Source organism: Glutamicibacter endophyticus (assembly GCF_048457885.1).
Classification (GTDB): domain Bacteria; phylum Actinomycetota; class Actinomycetes; order Actinomycetales; family Micrococcaceae; genus Glutamicibacter; species Glutamicibacter endophyticus.
In genome coordinates, this window is record NZ_CP174200.1 from 2,552,593 (window position 1) to 2,571,568 (window position 18,976).

An 18,976-nucleotide genomic window follows, 5' to 3' on the forward strand; every position below is an offset into this window, starting at 1 on the left:
CGATTACTTTGCCTTCTTGGCCTTCTTGCCGTGGGTCACCGTCTTGGTCACCTGAACCACTGAGGGACGCGGTCCGTAGAACTGGCCCTTCTTCGCTTCGCCGGGTGCCGTGACGTAGTCCGGGAATAGCGAGGCCGGCTGGGCGTAGCTGCCGCCCTCCCCCGGGTGCTGGACCGCGACGAAGACGGAATCGTCGCGGTCGTGGACTACCGGCCCACAGGTTTCGGCGCCGGTAGGCACGGCGAGGAACTGCTCAACGCGGCCACGCTCGGGCCCTTCAAGCGTCACCTTATGTAGCGCATCGGATAGGCCGATCGAGCTCGGTGCACCGTCGGTGGAGATCCACAGGTTCCCCGACGAGTCGAAGGCTAGGTTATCCGGGCAAGAAATTGGGGAAACCTTCTCGGCCGGGTACCCGGCGAAGTAGGTCGAGGAGTTGATCCGCGGGTCACCGGCCACCAGCAAGATGTTCCAGGTAAAGCGTCGCGCGGACGCATCGTTGCCAGCTTCGGTCAGTTCTAGGATGTGCCCATCGCGGTTACGCACGCGTGGCGCGACCTCGGTGGCTCCTTCCTTACCGTCCTTGCCGCGATCCGAGTTGTTGGTCAGCGCCACGTACAGCTTGCCGGAGACCGGGCTCGGCTCAACGTCTTCCGGGCGGTCCATTTTCGTTGCACCGGCCTTGTCGGCGGCAAGACGCGTGAAGACCAGGACCTGCTCCACGCTCATGCCAGATACCATCGACTTGCCGTCCAGAACCAGAGGCAGCCATTCGCCGGTACCGTCGAATGCGCCATCGGCAGGGAGCTGACCGCTGCCGTCAATTTCGCTGGCCGGCGAGTTGCCGTTGAAACGAGCCACAAACAAGTCACCCTCGGAAAGGAGGGTCATATTGTGTGCGCGGTCGTTACGCTTGTAGCTGTTCTTCGAGACGAACTTGTAGAGGTATTCGAACTTCGAATCGTCCCCGGAGTAGGCCACTGCCTTGCCGTTCGCGGCAATGCGCACGTTGGCACCTTCGTGCTTGAAGCGACCGAGGTTGGTGTGCTTGACCGGGGTTGACTTAGGGTCCTGCGGATCGATTTCGACGACCCAACCAAATCGGTTGGCCTCATTTTCGAATCCGGCATTGTTCAACCCGAAGCGCGGGTCGGTTTCTTCCCAGCCGCGGCTGGTGGATTTGGCGTCGATTCCGTAGCGAGCTTCTTCCGCCGTTCCACGACCCACGAAATACTGGTTGAAGTTCTCTTCGCCGCTGAGCACGGTCCCCCAGGGGGTGGTTCCACCCGAGCAGTTGTTCAGGGTGCCGAGCACCTTGGTGCCGGTCGGATCGGCGGCGGTTTTCAGCAACTCGCTGCCGGCTGCTGGACCATCGACGCTGAATTCGGTGCTCATTGTGATGCGGCGGTTGCGTTCGCCGCCCTGAACGTAGCGCCAGCGTCGGTCGCGCTTCTTGCGTTCGATTTCGACCACCGAGAATCCATGGGCTTCCATTGCGGTGCGGCGGGCCTCATCCTTATTGGCTTCGAACCACTCGCTGTCGAACATCATGTCTTCGTTGGTGTATTCGTGGTTGGCCACCAGCACTCCGGTACGACCGGAATACTTGTCGGCGATGATGTCCAAGTAATCGCAGTTGTACCCGAACTGGCCGGCCTGAGCCCGTGCGCTCTGCTTGGTCGGGTCGAAGGGGCGGCTGTTCTTGAATAACGGGTCGCCCCAGCGGATGATGGGGTGCCAGTCATAACCCTCGGGCACGGTAACGGTGTCAACGGAACGGGAAACCGGTTCAATGGCCTCAAACCGCAGGTGGTTGCCGTTGCCGCCGCGTTTAGCATCCACGGTGATGGCTTGCGCGGAACCGGTACCGAGCAAGCTCGGGCCGACCACAATGGCCGAGGCGCCGATGGCCCCCAAACCGAGCATGCGCCGACGTGACAGTGCGGTGTCGGCGATGTCGGCAAAGTAGCTGTTCGAGCTGGTGTTGCAGTCAGGGCTGACACAGGCGTCACCGCACTTGAAGTGGCAGGTGGCGGCGGAGCGTCCGCCGCGGGTATGTCCGAGCATGGGCAGGAGCGTGCGTTTAGCGTCCATGGTGGTCCTTCACTGTATCGGTGAAACTGGCTCTGAATTTCCGGGGAAAGAAACGATTAGAGCGTGCCACCTATAAGTGTTTCTAAGCTGACCTGAAGGTTAACGCATGGAAAATAACTGTAAGGAACTAATTCACCGAACGATGAAATTCTTCGTGACATCGGATCAATCGGTGTTGCCACCAGCGTTCGCGCTCGGGTTCCGCCCGATATGCGTTCAGCAAAGATCGATCGGGGGCGACGCGTCGAACCGGCAAGTACCCGGCCGTGGCGTGCAGTGGCTCACCGGTCACATCTCGCTCGAAAAGCGAACCCGTGGACAGCCCGCAGGCGTAAGGCAAGGACTCGAGGGTAGCGGCGAGCGCGGCGGCTTGAGCCAGCCCCACGGAGCTATCTAAGGCACTGGAAACCACCACATCAAGCCGGGCCTGTCGGGCGATCTCTAGCACCGCAGCAATACCGCCTAAGGGTTGGGCCTTGATCACCATCAGGTCGGCCGCCCCCAAGCGGGACACCTCGAGCGGGTCATCGTGTTTTCGTACCGCCTCGTCGGCGGCGATCTTCAACGAGATGCCGCGTTGGCGTAGGGCGGCTCGAAGCTCGGCTAGTCCGTGAATCCCAGGCACGGGTTGCTCCGCATACTGCAGGTCAAATTCGGACAATTGTTCAAGCGCCGCGAGTGCCTGCTCATGGGTCCAGCCGGCGTTCGCATCAACGCGTAGTGCCGCCGTAGGAAATAGTTCGCGAGCGCGACGTACTCTGGCCAGATCGTCGGAGAGCGACTGCCCGCCTTCGGCCACCTTGATCTTGATGGTGTGTGGGTCATCGTAATTAGACAGCACCTGCTCGACCTGATCGGCTGGCACAGCCGGGAGCGTCGCATTGACTGGGATCTGCTGGCGGCGGGGCTCGGGGAAGGGACGATAGGCGGCCTCGATTCCAGCCTGCAACCAGCGCGCGGCTTCGGCGGGGCCGTACTCGAGGAAGGGCGAGAATTCTCCCCACCCCGCTGGCCCTTCGATTAGCATGACTTCACGCTGTGTCACCCCACGGAATTTCACCTTCAAGGGAAGGGTCACCACGTGGGCATGCTGGAGCAGTTCATTCACATCAGGCAGATCGGCGCTCATGAACACAGCTTATCGAGGTGGCCTTTCTGACACTTCGCGATAACCGTGGTTCATGGTCGAGATGTGCAAAACTAGGGGTGCTATGACTACGACCCGTACCCTGTCTCGGCCAATCCACCTGCAATGGTGGTGGGCAGCCGCGCTACTACTTGCCATGAGCGTGGTCGAGTATGTTTTCTTCGTGCGGAGCAGATCCGGGCAATGGGCCGACCAGGCTGCATTTAACGTATTTGTCGAGTTGTGGCCCAGGGCGCAGTGGCCGAACTTCCTTCACGAGTTCCTCGACCAATTGCCGCTACTGTGTGGGATTATCTCCGCCGTCTTTCTGCTGTACCGGGTGGTACGCGATCGCAGTTTCTTGCGCGCCTCACTGGCAGTGGTCGCGGTGGCTGCCGCCTTGATCACCACTCAGGTGTTCAAACACTGGATCCTTGATAGACCGGACTTCAATTTCGGAACAACTCAAAATTCCTTGCCGTCTGGACATACCACGGCCGCGGCCGCGGCCATGGGGTTGATGTATGTTATCGCCCCACCCCGACTCCGCCCCGTCGTGCAGCCACTGGCGTGGGGATTTACGGCAGCCACCGGGCTGGCGACGCTGATCTGTGGCTGGCACCGTCCGAGTGATATTGCAGTGGGCATGATGGTAGCCACGTTCTGGTTGGTATTATCCGTGGCGCTTTTGCAACGACACCAGCCGCTAGGGTCAGCGGAAGCAATCACCACCTGGTCTCGGACCACCGGTCTAGTCAGTTTGGCTCTCTGGGCTGCGGTGATACTACTGTCATTCCTCTTGCCGCACCCGCATATCCAGAAGATTCCCCAGCTCTTACAGGTGGCCTACGGGGTTCTGGGCGTGGTGCACATTCTGGCAGGGTCGCTGGTCGCCGCGCTCTGTTTGCGCTCGGTGGTGCTGGGCCCGCGCCGTAGCTAGCCCTCCGCGCCTTGCAGTAGTCTCGCGGCTTGTTCGGAATCGGGCATGGTGACGGCGAACCGTTTACCGTTCACGGTTTCCACTACGAGCCCCTGGGTTCGGCGCATCACTACCGCACTACCGCCTGGGAAGAACCGCCAGCCCCAGCCACCCCACTGCATCGGTTCAATCAGTTCGCTGGTGGCGGCAAGCACGTTCCTGTTCTCGATCCGGCGTAAGGGGAACCCGAATAGTGCCGATCGAACCAGCAGGCCATTGCCGGTCACCCGGATCTGGATGCGAAGTAGTCCCCCGACCAAGACCACGCACACGACCTCGAGAAAGAGCATCCAGGTCAGGAGCCATAGATCGGTCTGCGGCGTGGTCAGTGCCATGATGACCGTAAAGGCCACTAGGCCAATCAGCGTCACTCCCAGCGCCCACAGCCACGCCGGGGCGTTGACGATACGCTCCATTTGGACCGTGCCCGCCGCTAGGGATTCGGACGATGCCGGAGTTTGGTAATCTGCCGCCTTACGACCGGCGGCAATGCGCTCGGCGCGCCGCGCTTCATTCTGCCGGACCAAGGGCCCGGACAGCCCGCTGAGCGCAGCGGGTAACAACCCCATGAGGGCGGCGGCTATGCCAACCAAACCACCGGCCCCGAGCACCGCTCGCGTGGGGTCCCCCGCTAGCGCCGTCGGTACAGAGCACCCAATGAACAACCCTGCACCAACCCACGCGGTCAGCCCGCCGATGAAGAGCAGAGACAGAATCAAGGGCTTTGGAAGGTGGCGAAATATCAACACCAGCGCGGCCACCACAACTCCCACGACGCCCAAGGTCAGGCAAACGGCAAAGAACACGGCGCTATCGGTGAAACCATCCGGGTAACGAGTCGTTGACCAGTGGGTTGCAGTCACCGGCGGGAGCGAAGCACCCAATAGCCCTCGAGTGATCACAACAAGGAGCGTGGGTAATAGCATCAAGCCGATAATCCATCCACGGTGCTTGAATTGGTTGACGCTCGTGCTCGACATGCTGACAACTCCTGCCTATTGCCTCATACAGATCAATTCCACCCTAGTAGATCTCGTTCTATGCGGAATAACGGCGCGAAATCAGCGTGGCAAAGTCGCGGTTAAACACCGCTGACGGGCCCGAAGATTCGGAGCCCGCCAACAGGTTGGTACTTCTAAAGAACAGCCAGTGCCGCCTTCGGATCGGTCATCGCATCGGCCACATAGCGCAGGAAGCCTGCCGCCGTGCCGCCGTCGCAGACTCGATGGTCGAAACTCAACGTCAACTCGCAGATTGAGCGCGCCTTGATCTTGCCCTTGTGGACCCACGGGCGCTCCACCACACGGCCGATGCCAAGGATGGCGGCCTCCGGATAATTAATAATCGCGGCCGATCCGTCCACGTTGAAGACACCGTAGTTGTTGATCGTGAAGGTGCTACCCGAAAGATCCGCAACCTGTGCCTTGCCTTCACGGGCAAGCGTGGCCAAACGAGCGAATTCCGCGGAGAGCTCCTCGGCATTGAGCTTATGGGCCCCCCGAACATTGGGCACCACGAGTCCACGGTCCGTTTGCGCGGCAAAGCCGAGGTTGACCCCGTCAAAGACCGTGTGGCGCAGCTGGCCGTCGGCCTCGGTGTCGATGCGGCTGTTAAGTTCCGGGAAGCGTGCCAGCCCAGCGACGGCGAAGCGCGAAATCAGCGCAAGCATGCTCGGTGCGCGACCGGTGTCGGCTTTCAATCCGGCGCGCAGTTTCAAGAGCTTGGTGACGTCCACGTCCACCCATACTGTGGCCTCGGGAATTTCGCGTCGCGAGGTGCTCATGGCATTCGCAATGGTGCGGCGCACCCCGGAAAGTACGGTGGTGGAAGCCACCGACAGGCCGGTGCGTGCATCCTCGCGCCCCTCACCGGTTGGCGCAGTCGGCGCTGCAGCCGTTGCGGCCGGAGCCGGGGCCGCTGCCGGGACAGTTTCAGGCAGAGTCTGCGCCCCGCTGATCGCGCGTTCCACGTCGGCGCGCAACACGAGGCCGTTCTCGCCACTACCAGTGAGTGTTTCCACGGCAATACCGTGTTCCCGGGCCAGTTTGCGCACAATCGGGTTGATCACGCGCACGGCTTGGGTGCCGGAGCTCGTGCCAGTGGCGGGTGCGGTGCCCTTACGGGGGCGGCGACGGCGTGAACCGGTTCGCTCGGTGCTGGAGGTACCGTAGCCAATCAGGACGTTGCCGCTGCCTTCATCGCTTTCGGCATCCGGTGCTTGGGTGCCGGCGAGTTCTTCCTCAAGGTAGGTCTGCGCTCCTTCGGCCGGAGCTTCTGGAGCCGAAGCGCCGCTTCCCCCGGTATTGACGGAGATAAAGGGCTCGTCGACCAGCATCATCTGCCCGGCCTCACCGTGCAGCGTCGCAACCGTACCGGCGAAGGGGCACGGAATCTCCACGAGCGACTTCGCGGTTTCCACCTCGGCGATGGGCTGATCCACCGCGACTTCGTCACCGGCGGCTACCATCCAACGGACCAGTTCGGCCTCGGTCAGGCCCTCCCCCAAGTCCGGGAGCAAAAAGGTCTTGATGCTCATTTACGCCTCCCACTGAAGCTGGTCGACCGCGTCGAGAATACGCTCGGCGCTGGGCAGATGGAATTTTTCAAGGGTCGGAGCCGGGTAGGGAATATCCATGCCCGTCACGCGCAGGACCGGTGCGGCCAACGAGTGGAAGCAGCGTTCCTGAACGCGAGCCACGATTTCACTGGCCACCGAGGCAAAACCCTGAGCTTCGGCGATCACCACGGCACGCCCGGTCTTGCGCACCGAGGCACCGACCGTTTCATCGTCGAAGGGGACGATCGAGCGCACGTCGACAACCTCGAGGCTCAGGCCCTCTTCGGCGGCCAAGCTGGCGGCCTCAAGCGCGGTCGACACACTCGGCCCATAGGTAATCAGCGTGGCATCCGAACCGGCGCGAGCAATTCGCGCCTTACCTTCGGACCCTGGGGTGCGGCGGGCCTCGTAGTCTTGGGCCAGCTGCGCGAGATCAACCGCTTCCTTAGACCAGTACAGCTTCTTTGGTTCGAAGAAGATGACCGGATCGGGTGAATCGATTGCTTCACGCAACATCAGGTAGGCATCTGCCACGCTCGAGGGAGTGAAGACCTTCAATCCCGGCGTGTGCGCGTAGTAGGCCTCGGAGGAATCACAGTGATGTTCCACGCCGCCCACGCCACCGGCGTACGGAATACGGATCACCATAGGCAATGGCAAACGCCCCTGCGTACGGTTGCGCATCTTCGCCACATGGGAGGCGATCTGCTCGAAAGCCGGGTAGGCGAAGGCGTCGAACTGCATTTCGATCACCGGACGCATTCCGTTCATGGCCATACCCACGGCCATACCCACAATGCCCGATTCGGCTAGCGGCGTATCAAAGCAGCGCTCCGAGCCAAAGCGATCGGTAAGTCCGTCGGTGATGCGGAATACGCCACCGAGCGTTCCCACGTCCTCACCAAAGATCACCACCGACTCGTCTGCGGTCAGTGCGTCGGCAAGGGCAGTGTTCAAGGCTTTGCCGAAGGTCACCGGCTGGTTAGCCTTGGCGGCCTGCGCTGCGGCGCTGGCGGTAGCCTTGCTGACGTTCGGGTTCAGTTCTGAGGTTGCTGCGGTGCTCATTTATGCCTCCTCGCGGGCGAGTTCATCGGCCAGCAATTCACGCTGTTCGCGCAGCTGTGCGGTGGGTTCGGAATAGACGTGGGAGAACAGCTGAAGCGGGTCGGTGTCGGCTTCCTCGTTCATGCCATCGCGCAGGGTGCTGGCCACTGCTTCGGCGTGCTCGGTGATCTTTCCTTGGACCTTCTCATCCAGGAGACCGGCATCGTCAAGGTAGGCCCGCATGCGGATTACTGGGTCCTTGGCCACCCATTCGGCTACCTCGGAGTCCTCGCGGTAACGCTTGTCGTCATCCGCGTTAGTGTGGGCCTGCATGCGGTAGGTGTGGGCTTCAATCAACAACGGTCCAGAACCCTCGCGGGCCAAGCGCACCGCGCGGCCCATGACGGCCATGAGCGCCATCAAATCGTTGCCGTCGACGCGCTCGCCGGCCATGCCATAGCCCACGGCCTTGTGTGCCAGGGAAGGGGCGGCCGACTGGTGCGCCAACGGTACCGAAATCGCGTACTTGTTGTTCTGCACGAAGAAGATCACCGGCAGTTTGAACACTGCGGCAAAGTTAAGCGCCTCGTGGAAGTCGCCTTCACTGGTGGCTCCATCGCCACACATGGCCACGACGACGGTCTGCTCCCCGCGCAATTTAGCGGCGTGGGCCACGCCGACAGCGTGCAGCAGCTGGGTGGTCAGCGGGGTGGACATCGGGGCGCAGTTATAGGCCTTCGGGTCATAGCCACAGTGCCACTCGCCACGGAAACTGGTCATCACTTCCATCGGGGCGACACCCTTGGTTAGCACCGCCACGGTGTCGCGGTAGGTCGGGAAGAGCCAGTCTCCGTCCTCGAGGCACAGGGCCGCAGCCACCTGGCAGGCCTCCTGGCCATGGCTTGATGGGTAAACGGCCATGCGACCCTGGCGCACCAGCGCCGAATTCTGGTCATTGACACGTCGACCGACGACCAGAGCCTCATAGGCTTCCAGCAGTCGAGCGGGGCTCGGCAAGGGGTATTCGTGGCCCGGCTCGGTACCCTGTTCGGCGTCGGACCGGAGCGATCCGTCCGGGTTGAGCAAATTGATCATGTGCCGTGCCGGCAACATGTAGTCCTCGGGAGTAATGCCGAATTTCCGGCTGACTTCCGAGAAGCGATTCGAGTTGTCCTCGGTGCTCATCGTCACCCACCTTTCTTGCGAGTGGTGCCCAGCAACCCCAGCGGATTGTGATTCACCTCACCCAAACATCTTTTGACAATAATTATGTCCTCAGCCTGCAATTCGTATCCAGTCGGTCCGAAAATCTTGGAAAGTTGGGATAAAAGATCGTATTATTGGAGACGAAATGTTGTCCGCAGATGAGTTTTGAGCAATCTCGTCGTATCCGCCCAAGGAGGCCCGGTGAGCACGGACCAGACCCCTAAACTCGACGATGTTGATCGCGCCATCATGGCGGAATTGACTAGGGACGGAAGACAGTCGGTCACCACGGTGGCGCAGAAGGTTCACGTCTCCCGCGCACACGCCTATTCACGCATTTCCCGACTGCAGGACTCGGGCGTGATCACTCGTTATACGGCGGTGATTGACCCGGTCAAGGCCGGCCTGACCGCTAGCGCCTACGTAACGCTCAAGCTACGCCAGCATTCGTGGCGCGAGCTGCGCGATCATCTGGCATCCATCCCCGAGGTGCACCACGTGGGACTCGTTGGCGGAAACTTCGATGTCATCTTGCTGGTGCGCGCCAAAGACAATCTCGATCTGCGCCGCGTGGTGTTCGAACATCTACAGTCGCTACCAACGGTGCTCGATACGCAAACCTTGCTGATCTTCGAAGACGCCGACACCCGCTAAAGGCCCGAACGCGGCACCGGCCAACGGCCTTAAACGCCACGCCACGGGCGGACCCTAGTAGCGGGTCCGCCCGTGGCGTGTTGGTGTAGCGTGTGGCGCTCAGTGACCGCCGGTGAAGACCGGTGGACGCTTCTCCTGGAAGGCTTTGAAACCCTCGGCATAGTCTGCGGTGTCGCACAACGCGGTCTGCGCCTTGTTCTCGGCACGCATCGAGGCCCAGAGCCCCACCCGCTGATCTCGAATCTGTGCCACAAGCTCCTTGGACGCCACGAAGGCTTCGGTGGCTCCACGCGCCACCTTGGTGATGATCGCTAGGCCTTGCTCAACCAGTTCCTCGGACGCAAAAGACCGCGAGAACAGCCCAGCCTTCACCGCCTCGGCACCGGAGATGAGTTCGGCGGTGTAAATCAGGTCCAGCGTTCGGTGCGCACCGAGTCGCTCGGTGAACAACCAGTGGCCGCCGGAGTCCAGCGTGGCCCCAAGATTGGCGAATGGGGAGCCGATCTTGGCATCTTCCGCCACGTAGACGACGTCACTGGCCACGGCGAGCCCTAAGCCGACTCCGAGGCAGGCACCATGGACCAGCGCAAAGGTGGGCGCCGGGAAGGCGGACATCTGCTCCAGCAACGGTTGCACCTTGCCGTCGAGGTAACCCATCACGTCGTCGTTCGCTGGGTCAACCGCCGAGATGTCACGACCGGCGCAAAAGGCGCGGCCTTCACCGCGTAGCACTAGGGCTCGGACTTCTCCGGTAGCCACCGCTGCTGCCGCCCGGTCATAGGCCTCGGACAGCTCTGCCAGCGCCTGCACGTCCAGCGCGTTCATCTTCTTCGGTGCGTTTAGCGTGACATGGGCGATGCCCTCACGGATCTCAAGCTCAATCATTAATTGCTCCCGCTTCGCGCTTAGGCATCGAAATCGACGCTGAGCTTTTCGGTGGTTGGGTGGGACTGACAGGTCAGCACATATCCCTGCTCCACTTCCTCTGGTTCCAGAGCGTAGTTCTCCGCCATCGTGACCGAGCCGCTGGTGACCTTGGCGCGGCAGGTACCGCAAACGCCGCCCGCGCAGGCGAAGGGCACATCCGGACGGACGCGCAGTGCCGCGTTGAGCACCGTCTCGTTGGCGGCCACCGGCGAGCGCACCTCACCCTTGAGCCCGTCCAAATTGAAGCTGATTTCGAAGGCTTCCTCGTCCTCGGCCACCACAACCGGGCGCCCGATCTGGCCTTCGGGCCGATTCGGTTCCCCGGTGGTAAACAGCTCGAAACGGACCTTTTCGGCCGGAACATCCAGGGCCGACAGCTGATCGCGCACCAGTTGCACCAGTTCGAAGGGGCCGCAAAGGAACCATTCGTCGACGTTCGGCGCCTGAACCACGGTGTTTAGCAGGGTGGTTAGCTTCTCCGCATCAATACGGCCCGAGAGCAGCGGCGAGATGCGCTGTTCCCTACTGAGCACGTGGTGGAGGGCCAGCCGGGAGGGATAGCGATCCTTCAGATCGGCCAGTTCCTCGAGGAACATCACGTCCATGGCGGCCTTGTTCGCGTAGATCACGTCAAAGCGCGTATGGTCATTGGCTTCCAGAATGGTACGTGCAATGGCCAGCACCGGTGTGATGCCACTGCCGGCGGCGACGGCGACGAATTGATCCTGGGTTTCGGTGTCTACGGAACTCGGATCGTTCATCCCGGTGAGCTTGTGTTTGGAGATAAACGCTCCGGCCGGGCTCATCACGTCGATTTCGTCGCCGGCGGTTAGCTCTTCGTTCGCCCAGGTGGAGAAAATACCGCCGAGATCGCGCTTGATAGCTACCTTGATTTCGCTACCGGTCGGTGCGGCGCAGATGGAGTAGGAGCGGCGCACCTCCTGCAGTCTCCCCTCGGCATTGGGCAGTTCTTTGCGCAGGGCCACATACTGGCCGGCCACGTAGTCATATTCATCCGAGAGCTCTTCTGGGATGGCGAAGGTGACTTCGATGGAATCCTTGGTCAGCCGCCGTACCTGTGAAACGGTCAGGCGGTGAAAGGCGGCGCGACGACGCGCGGATGTGGTCTGTTCGGTCATGAGAGCACCTTGAAGTAGTCGAAGGGTTCCAGGCAGTCTTTGCAGGTGTAGAGCGCCTTGCAGGAGGTCGAGCCGAAGCGAGCGAGTTCACGAGTGTTCAGTGAGTGGCAACGCGGGCATTTAACGCTCAGACCCAAGGTCACCGGGCCTGCATGCCCGGTGCCGGTGGGGGCGGCAATGCCGTATTCGGTCAGTTTGCGTTTGCCTTCCTCACTCATCCAGTCCGTGCTCCACGCTGGGCTCAAGACGAGTTTGACCTCTACCCGGGGGTAGCCAGCGTCGGTAAACACCTCGTGTAGGTCCGAAGTGATCACATCCATCGCTGGGCACCCCGAGTAGGTGGGGGTTATGGTCACGCGCACGGTGCCGTCCTGCAACATTTGGACATCGCGTAGGATGCCCAGATCATTGATGGACAGTACCGGAATTTCCGGATCATTGACCGTGGCTGCTAGCGCGATCAGTTCTTCGCGGCTACGCTGCTCTACTGCGTTCATAACCTCCACCCGGGTCCTTGAAATTGATTGGTTTTACCTACCAGCTTGCGCCGGGGTGTTTGCGGGCCAGTACCTGCATTTCGGCGAGGATGTACCCCAAATGCTCGGAGTGTTCTCCGCCGCGCCCACGAGCCATGGCCATGCCCACCTGAGGAACTTCGAGTCCCGCGTCGGTGAGAACCTGGGTAATCTGCTGTTCCCAGTCCTCGCGCAGGCTCGAAGGTAAGACCGCGCGGTCGCCCAGACGCTCATGCAAGGCCTCGTCCTGGAACATTTCATCGACATAGGGCCAGAGGATTTCCAGTGCGTGCCGCATACGCTGCGCGGACTCTTCGGTGCCCAGTCCGAGGCGTCGGGTCCACTGCGTGGCATGGTCGCGGTGGTAGTCCACCTCTTTGACCGCCTTCGCCGCAATGGCCGCGAGGGTGGGGTCGGCCGATGCCGCGAGCTTTGAATACAACAGGTACTGGTAGATCGAAACGATGAGCTGCCGGGTGATGGTTACTCCGAAATCACCGTTGGGCTGCTCAACGATGTGCAACGAGGTGAACTCTTCCTCTTCACGCCAGTAAGCCAGATCGTCTTCCGTTTTATCCCACGCCAAACCGGCATAGGTGAGGAAGGAGCGGGCATGGCCGAGCACATCGAGGGCGATATTCCCCAAGGCCACGTCTTCTTCAAGCTCCGGGGCTCGGGAGATCCAGTGCGAGAGGCGCTGAGCCAAAATTAGGGCGTCATCGCCCAGGCGCAGGGCGTACTGGGCCAGGTCTTCGTCGGGAATAACCCCGTCGACCGCAATGTCTTCGGGGCGCAAGGCATTGCCCGGGGTCACGCGGGTGGCCGATGCTAGGGCGTCGCCGAAGCTATCGAGCGTTGCATCCAGTTCGTCGTGGTTCACAGGTGCTTCACTCCCTCGCTGGCCTTGTAATAGGTCGCGTGGCGGTAGTCCTTACCCTGTGGGGATTCGAAGAACGAATCCTTTTCATCGGGGTCCGAGGTAATGATGTCTTCGGAACGCACAACCCACAAGGAAATGCCCTCATTGCGGCGGGTGTAGAGGTCGCGGGCGTTACGCACCGCCATCTCGGCATCCGGGGCGTGTAGTGAGCCGGCGTGCACATGCGACAGGCCGCGGGCCGAACGAACAAAGACTTCCCACAGGGGCCAGGTGTTGCTGCTCATGTTTAGGCGACCTCGCTGTTCTCGTACTTGCGAGCGTAGGCGGCTGCGGCTTCGCGCACCCAGGCACCTTCGCGGTGGGCTTCGCGTCGACGTTCGAGTCGGTGCGAGTTCATCGGACCATTGCCCTTGATCACTGCCATGAATTCATCCCAGTTCAGTTCCTTGTGGATCCACCGGCCGGTCTCTTCGTCGAAACGCAGCTCCGGATCCGGCAACGTCATGCCCAGCACCTTGACCTGTTCGGCGATCATGCCGACGAAGCGCTGACGCAACTCATCGTTGGAGAAGCGCTTGATCTTCCACGCCATCGACTGTGCCGAGTTGGGCGACTGCTCATCCGGCGGCCCAAACATCATCAGCGACGGCTCGTAGAAACGGTTGATCGCGTCTTGAGCCATTTTGCGCTGTGCCTCGGTGCCGCGCGAGAGAGCCAAGAGAATCTCAAAGCCCTGACGCTGGTGGAATGATTCTTCCTTGCAGATTCGGACCATGGCTCGGCCGTACGGTCCGTACGAGGCGCGGCATAGCGGCACCTGGTTGGCGATTGCGGCGCCATCGACGAGCCAGCCGATGGCCCCCATGTCGGCCCATGAACGAGCCGGGTAATTGAAAATCGACGAGTACTTCGCGCGTCCGCTCATTAGCTGATCGTTCAGTTCGTCGCGCGGCGTTCCTAGAGTCTCGGCGGCCGAGTATAGGTAGAGGCCGTGCCCTGCCTCATCTTGCACCTTGGCCATGAGGATGGACTTGCGCTTTAGCGAAGGAGCGCGGGTGATCCAGTTGGCCTCTGGCTGCATACCAATAATTTCGGAGTGCGCGTGCTGCGAAACCTGGCGCGTGAGCGTCTTGCGGTAGGCCTCGGGCATCCAGTCGCGCGGCTCAATACGCGAATCCTGCTCGATAAGGGCATCGAAGCGAGCCTGGGACTGTTCCTGCTCATAGCTGGGCACGGCACTGAGCCCTGCATTTTGCGGTGTGGTCGCGGCCATGGTTCACCTCACTGAAGTTCAATTATTTACTGACCGTTCGTTCAGTATATTGGAGTGCCCTCAGTCACGTCAACAGGTCGCAGAAAATAGAAAAACCCCCGGAAAACCGAGGTTTTCCGGGGGTAGATCCTACGTTGGACTAGCTGGCCAGTGACCGCTCGGAACGCTTTGATCCCCCAACGAACAAAGCGTCAACCGCGTAGCGACCCGGGCCAATCAGTGCCAGCGCCAAAGCGCCCACCGCAAGCACCAGTACGAGCTCCACGCCACCATCGGCCACGAACATACCGGCCGGAAGGTGTACCAGCACCCCGGCCACCAACATCTCGACTCCCAGCAGGATGCCGACGATGCGAGTTGCCACGCCCAGAATCAGTGCCACGCCACCGGCTAGTTCCAAGGTGGCTGCGAGTGGGGCCACGAACTCCGCGGCGGGCACACCCATCTGGGCAAAGGCACCAGCGGCACCCTCGAGGGTGAACTGGAAAAATTTCTGCCAGCCGTGGGCGGCAAAAACAACACCTAGCCCTAGGCGCAGGATAAGTAGTCCGAGGGATGGGAGTGCAGCGTTATTGCGTACGGTGTTCATAACTTCGATCTTTCGGTCGACGAGGTGAGCATCAGGTGCGGGTGTTTATGCGCGCACTCGCCAATTCAACGAGTACACCTCCACCCTACCCGCAGATAATTGAAGCTTCAACGAATGTGACATAGATCGTGGAATCACCCACAACGCCCCCATTGGCTTTCAGCGCTGAGAAAACTGCACACCGCATACGGGCTGAATGCGCTTGAATAGTGCCATGACGAGCGAAACGATTGTGGCCCCGGTGGCTAAAAAGGTTCCCACCTCCCGCGTGCATCACGGTGATACTTTCACCGATGACTACGAGTGGCTCCGGAATAAGCAGGATCCCGAAGTCATCGAGCATCTCGAACGCGAAAACGCCTACACAGACGCCGTCACCGCGGACCAGCAGCAGTTGCGTGAAGACATCTTCAACGAGATCAAGGCCCGCACCGTGGAAACCGATCTCTCCGTCCCAGCTCGCCGACGCGGCTGGTGGTACTACACGCGCTCCGTGGAAGGCAAGCCCTACACCATTCAGTGCCGACTACGCGCCGCCGATACCGGCAACCCCACCGCCGACTGGACCCCACCAACCATTAGCGCCGAGACCACCATCGAGGGCGAAGAAGTTCTCATCGATGGTAACGAATTGGCCGAGGGACACAGCTTTTTCGCCCTCGGTGGGATGAGTATCAGCCAGGACACCAACCTGCTGGCGTACTGCATCGACACCACCGGCGACGAGCGATTCACGCTCTACATCAAGGATCTGCGCACCGGACAGCTGTTACCCGACGTAATTGAGGGTGTCTTCTACGGCCTGGCCTTCTCCCCCGACGCCCAGCGGATCTATTACACGGTGGTCGATGACACCTGGCGCCCGCATCAGATCAAGGTCCACGTACTAGGTACCGATCCAGCCAGCGACGAGCTCGTATTCCAAGAGGACGATCCCGGCATGTGGCTCGGTTTCGATTTGAGCGCCGACAAGCGACAGTTGCTGATCTCCAGCGGCAACTCCGAGTACGCCGAAACCAGCGCGCTGGATCTCACCGACCCGCAGGCCACGGTCCAGCTTCTGGTCCCGCGCAGTCTACGCCTGTTGCATTCGGTGGAACTGACCGCGCAAACTCCCGCCCAGGCGATCATCACCCATGACCATCAGGCGCCGAATAACATGCTGTCGTTGGCGATGCTCGATGAACTGGGCGCGGACGCCGACCCCAGCAGCTGGCGCACCCTCGTATCCCACCGCGACGACGTCAAGCTCGAAGGCACGCTACTGACCTCCAGTCATGTGGTGCTCGCCGTGCGACGCGATACCTGCGAGCGGGTCCAACTCCTGCCGCTGGAGCACCTTGGTACCGACCAACAGCGTCCGGTCAGTGAACCGGACTTCGGCGAAGAATTATTCACCGCCTCTCCTGTGATGGCGAATCTGGAGGCACCGCTGATCCGGATCAGCTATACCTCGGACTTCACACCGGCTCGTGTCTATGACTACTGGCTAGCCACCGGCGAGCTTGTGTTGCGCAAGCAGACTCCGGTCAATAACTACGACCCGCAGAACTATCTCGCCACCCGCGAATGGGCCACCGCAGCCGACGGCACCAAGATTCCATTGACCATCCTGCGGCGCGCGGATGTGGACGCCTCCACGCCACGCCCGGTACTCATCTATGGCTATGGCTCCTACGAAGTATCCATGGACCCGGGCTTCGGCATTCCACGGCTAAGCCTGCTCGACCGCGGCGTGGTCTTCGTCATCGCGCATATCCGCGGTGGTGGCGAGCTCGGCCGCAATTGGTATCTCGAGGGTAAGAAGCTAGCCAAGAAGAACACCTTCACCGACTTCATCGCAGCCACCGAGCACCTTATTCGCACCGGATGGGCCGATCCGCAGCGGATCGTCGCCCTAGGCGGTTCGGCCGGTGGGCTACTGATGGGCGCGATCTGCAACTTGGCCCCTTCCCTCTATACCGCGGTGATCGCGCAAGTGCCTTTCGTCGATGCGCTGAACACCATCCTGGACCCCGAGCTGCCGCTTTCGGCCTTGGAATGGGAGGAGTGGGGTAACCCGATCACCGATGAAGAGGTGTATCGCTACATGAAGTCCTACTCGCCCTATGAAAATATCGCGGCAGTGCCCTATCCACGGATTGCCGCGGTCACCTCGCTACATGACACCCGCGTGCTCTACGTCGAGCCAGCGAAGTGGGTGGCCAAGCTGCGCGAGGTCACAACCGGCGACGCCCCGATCGTCTTGAAGACCGAAATGGACGGGGGCCACGGAGGGGCTTCCGGACGTTATGAAGGTTGGAAGACGCGGGCTTGGGACTATGCCTTTGCCCTTGACGCGTTGGGCCTGAACCCCGGCGCCGAGCACTAGGGAACCCACCTTCTATGTCCGAGACCAGTATTCGTGCAATGGATTTCGCGCGCTGGCGCGACGATTCGGCATTACATGAATTACTCACGCGTGCGGCCGATCCGCCAACTCCGGCGGCGCTGCAGGCGTTGCTCGAGCAGTGCGCCACCCTCGAGGCCATCGGGGCCTTTGACCAGGGTGGCGCGCTGATCGGTGCGGCCTTTTGGCATCGAGTGCACGATGAGGCCGTGGAAATCGAGTATCTCGCAGTCCTGACCCCGCATCGCGGGCTGGGCACAGAACTTGTGCGCGCGGTTCAACAGGCTTGCGGCACACACGTTATCGCGCGCACCGACCACGATGCCCTCGAGTTCTACCAGCGCCGTGGGTTTATTTGCGTGCCGACCGCGACCGATCCGCGGTGGCCACAGACCCCGCGCTTCCTCTGCCTATTGCCGTGCCAAGAGCTACTGGCAACTCAGCCGAAGGGGCCCAGCGGCTTCGAGCTAGTCGAAGGCTTTGCCCAGCCTGGCATAGTACAGATTCATCCACCGCAGGAGCGGTGGCCAGAAGACTTCGCCCGGTTGCGGGCGCTGATTGATCGTGCGCTGGGAGACAGCGCGTTGGCCATTGAACATGTGGGTTCCACCGCCGTGCCCGGCCTGCCGGCGAAGAACGTGATCGATGTGGTCTTGCTGGTAGCCGATGGCGACGCCGAAGAACGCTACGCTCCCTCCTTGCAAGATGCTGGATTGCTGTTCTGGCACCGCGAACCCGGCTGGTATGCCCATCGGATGTTCCGTCCAAGGCCGCACGAGTCCATGCCCGTGGCCAACATCCATGTTTTTTCGCTGGGGAGCACCGAACCGCTGCGAATGTTGCTCTTTCGCGACTATCTACGCACTCACGGCACCGAACGCGAGGCCTATGCCGCCACCAAGCGGCAGGCTGCCGAACGTCTAGCCCAGTTACGCGGGGATGAGGGTGAAGTCATGGAATATAACCGCTTCAAAGAACCCTTCATCCGTGAGCTCGGGGCACGCGTTCACGCGAGCGCGGGGTTACCGCGCGGCCCGCGAAGCTAGTCACCTACTAGACAAAGCACCTTGACGTGGATCACACTTTTGTTATTACCTAATGATCGTTCGGTAAATAATTCCACGGAGGTTTGCCCATGAGCGAGGCACCGGCTCAGCCCGCCACGCAGCACGCCATTTTGGCCAATGACTACGCCACGCAATGGATGGGCATCGAAGTCCAAGAAGTTGCCGACGGCCACGCGGTCATCACCATGACCCTACGCCGCGAAATGCTCAATGGTTTTGGCATCGCCCACGGCGGAATGATCTTCGCTTTAGCCGATACGGCCTTTGCCCTCAGTTGCAACCACCCCGAAGGCTCCGATGACACGATCACGGTGGCTTCCGGAGCCGATATCAATTTTCTGCGCCCCGGGATTCCCGGACGCCTGTTGACCGCCACCGCCCGCCGCGTATCCCAAATGGGCCGCAGCGGAGTCTATGACATTACGGTCACACAGAGCACCGAGGATGGCAGCAGCGAAACGGTCGCGGAGTTCCGCGGTCGTTCACGCACCGTCCCCAAGCCCGCCGCACGCTAACCCCTCTTTCCACCACACAGAC

General features: G+C 61.2%; 18 protein-coding genes. 5 read left to right on the forward strand and 13 right to left on the reverse strand.

From position 1 onward, the window contains the following. Positions 1–3: 3 nt before the first annotated feature. Both ACJD00_RS11910 and ACJD00_RS11915 read right to left on the reverse strand, forming a co-directional pair. A complete protein-coding gene (locus ACJD00_RS11910) occupies positions 4–2,094 on the reverse strand; it encodes a PhoX family protein (RefSeq protein WP_418907161.1) in 2,091 nt (696 codons plus the stop codon). A gap of 127 nt (positions 2,095–2,221) precedes the next feature. Further along, the gene (locus tag ACJD00_RS11915; RefSeq protein WP_418907162.1) at positions 2,222–3,223 is read right to left on the reverse strand and encodes an o-succinylbenzoate synthase; all 1,002 of its coding nucleotides are present in this window, start codon (positions 3,221–3,223) and stop codon (positions 2,222–2,224) included. Between the two features lie 82 nt (positions 3,224–3,305). Between ACJD00_RS11915 and ACJD00_RS11920 the strand changes: the two genes are divergently transcribed. Further along, positions 3,306–4,160: a phosphatase PAP2 family protein gene (locus tag ACJD00_RS11920; protein ID WP_418907163.1), complete on the forward strand. Its 855-nt coding sequence runs from the start codon at positions 3,306–3,308 to the stop codon at positions 4,158–4,160. On the opposite strand, the gene ACJD00_RS11925 is transcribed toward ACJD00_RS11920, so the two are convergent. The 4 genes from ACJD00_RS11925 to pdhA form a co-directional block, all read right to left on the reverse strand. Continuing rightward, complete coding sequence (locus ACJD00_RS11925) at positions 4,157–5,179, reverse strand: hypothetical protein (protein ID WP_418907164.1); 1,023 nt, start codon at positions 5,177–5,179, stop codon at positions 4,157–4,159. The genes ACJD00_RS11920 and ACJD00_RS11925 overlap by 4 nt on opposite strands. A gap of 155 nt (positions 5,180–5,334) precedes the next feature. Then, the gene (locus ACJD00_RS11930; protein WP_418907165.1) at positions 5,335–6,735 is read right to left on the reverse strand and encodes a dihydrolipoamide acetyltransferase family protein; all 1,401 of its coding nucleotides are present in this window, start codon (positions 6,733–6,735) and stop codon (positions 5,335–5,337) included. Next, the gene (locus ACJD00_RS11935) at positions 6,736–7,821 is read right to left on the reverse strand and encodes an alpha-ketoacid dehydrogenase subunit beta (RefSeq protein ID WP_418907166.1); all 1,086 of its coding nucleotides are present in this window, start codon (positions 7,819–7,821) and stop codon (positions 6,736–6,738) included. After that, complete coding sequence (pdhA, locus tag ACJD00_RS11940; protein WP_418907167.1) at positions 7,822–8,985, reverse strand: pyruvate dehydrogenase (acetyl-transferring) E1 component subunit alpha; 1,164 nt, start codon at positions 8,983–8,985, stop codon at positions 7,822–7,824. 222 nt (positions 8,986–9,207) lie between these two features. Here pdhA and ACJD00_RS11945 point away from each other — a divergent pair, with 222 nt between their 5' ends. Beyond that, positions 9,208–9,660 (forward strand): Lrp/AsnC family transcriptional regulator, encoded by a 453-nt coding sequence (locus ACJD00_RS11945; protein WP_396275191.1) that lies wholly within the window; start codon positions 9,208–9,210, stop codon positions 9,658–9,660. A 99-nt stretch (positions 9,661–9,759) separates the two neighbouring features. Here the strand turns inward: ACJD00_RS11945 and ACJD00_RS11950 are convergent, their stop codons facing one another. The 7 genes from ACJD00_RS11950 to ACJD00_RS11980 all read right to left on the reverse strand — a co-directional run bounded on the left by ACJD00_RS11950 (position 9,760) and on the right by ACJD00_RS11980 (position 14,983). Further along, positions 9,760–10,545: an enoyl-CoA hydratase/isomerase family protein gene (locus ACJD00_RS11950; protein ID WP_418907168.1), complete on the reverse strand. Its 786-nt coding sequence runs from the start codon at positions 10,543–10,545 to the stop codon at positions 9,760–9,762. A gap of 20 nt (positions 10,546–10,565) precedes the next feature. Continuing rightward, positions 10,566–11,726 carry a 1,2-phenylacetyl-CoA epoxidase subunit PaaE gene (gene paaE, locus ACJD00_RS11955; RefSeq protein ID WP_418907169.1) on the reverse strand — a complete coding sequence of 387 codons (1,161 nt, stop codon included), beginning with the start codon at positions 11,724–11,726 and terminating at the stop codon, positions 10,566–10,568. Continuing rightward, positions 11,723–12,223: a 1,2-phenylacetyl-CoA epoxidase subunit PaaD gene (paaD, locus tag ACJD00_RS11960; protein WP_418907170.1), complete on the reverse strand. Its 501-nt coding sequence runs from the start codon at positions 12,221–12,223 to the stop codon at positions 11,723–11,725. The genes paaE and paaD overlap by 4 nt, the downstream gene beginning before the upstream one ends. Positions 12,224–12,260: 37 nt before the next feature. Further along, entirely contained in the window at positions 12,261–13,121 is an 861-nt protein-coding gene (gene paaC / locus ACJD00_RS11965) for a 1,2-phenylacetyl-CoA epoxidase subunit PaaC (RefSeq protein ID WP_418907171.1), read from the reverse strand. Beyond that, positions 13,118–13,405, reverse strand: a complete 288-nt coding sequence (gene paaB, locus ACJD00_RS11970) for a 1,2-phenylacetyl-CoA epoxidase subunit PaaB (protein ID WP_309406082.1) — start codon at positions 13,403–13,405, stop codon at positions 13,118–13,120. Before paaB ends, paaC begins: the two co-directional genes overlap by 4 nt. A gap of 2 nt (positions 13,406–13,407) precedes the next feature. After that, positions 13,408–14,394: a 1,2-phenylacetyl-CoA epoxidase subunit PaaA gene (paaA, locus tag ACJD00_RS11975; protein ID WP_309406080.1), complete on the reverse strand. Its 987-nt coding sequence runs from the start codon at positions 14,392–14,394 to the stop codon at positions 13,408–13,410. A 139-nt stretch (positions 14,395–14,533) separates the two neighbouring features. Further along, entirely contained in the window at positions 14,534–14,983 is a 450-nt protein-coding gene (locus tag ACJD00_RS11980; protein WP_418907174.1) for a DoxX family protein, read from the reverse strand. Positions 14,984–15,197: 214 nt separating this feature from the next. Between ACJD00_RS11980 and ACJD00_RS11985 the strand changes: the two genes are divergently transcribed. From ACJD00_RS11985 to paaI, 3 genes are all read left to right on the forward strand, one after another. Then, positions 15,198–17,354, forward strand: coding sequence for a S9 family peptidase (locus ACJD00_RS11985; protein WP_418907176.1), 2,157 nt, complete (start codon positions 15,198–15,200; stop codon positions 17,352–17,354). A 14-nt stretch (positions 17,355–17,368) separates the two neighbouring features. Then, the gene (locus ACJD00_RS11990) at positions 17,369–18,418 is read left to right on the forward strand and encodes a GNAT family N-acetyltransferase (protein WP_418907178.1); all 1,050 of its coding nucleotides are present in this window, start codon (positions 17,369–17,371) and stop codon (positions 18,416–18,418) included. Positions 18,419–18,507: 89 nt separating this feature from the next. Next, positions 18,508–18,954: a hydroxyphenylacetyl-CoA thioesterase PaaI gene (paaI, locus tag ACJD00_RS11995; protein ID WP_418907180.1), complete on the forward strand. Its 447-nt coding sequence runs from the start codon at positions 18,508–18,510 to the stop codon at positions 18,952–18,954. The last annotated feature ends 22 nt before the right edge of the window (positions 18,955–18,976 follow it).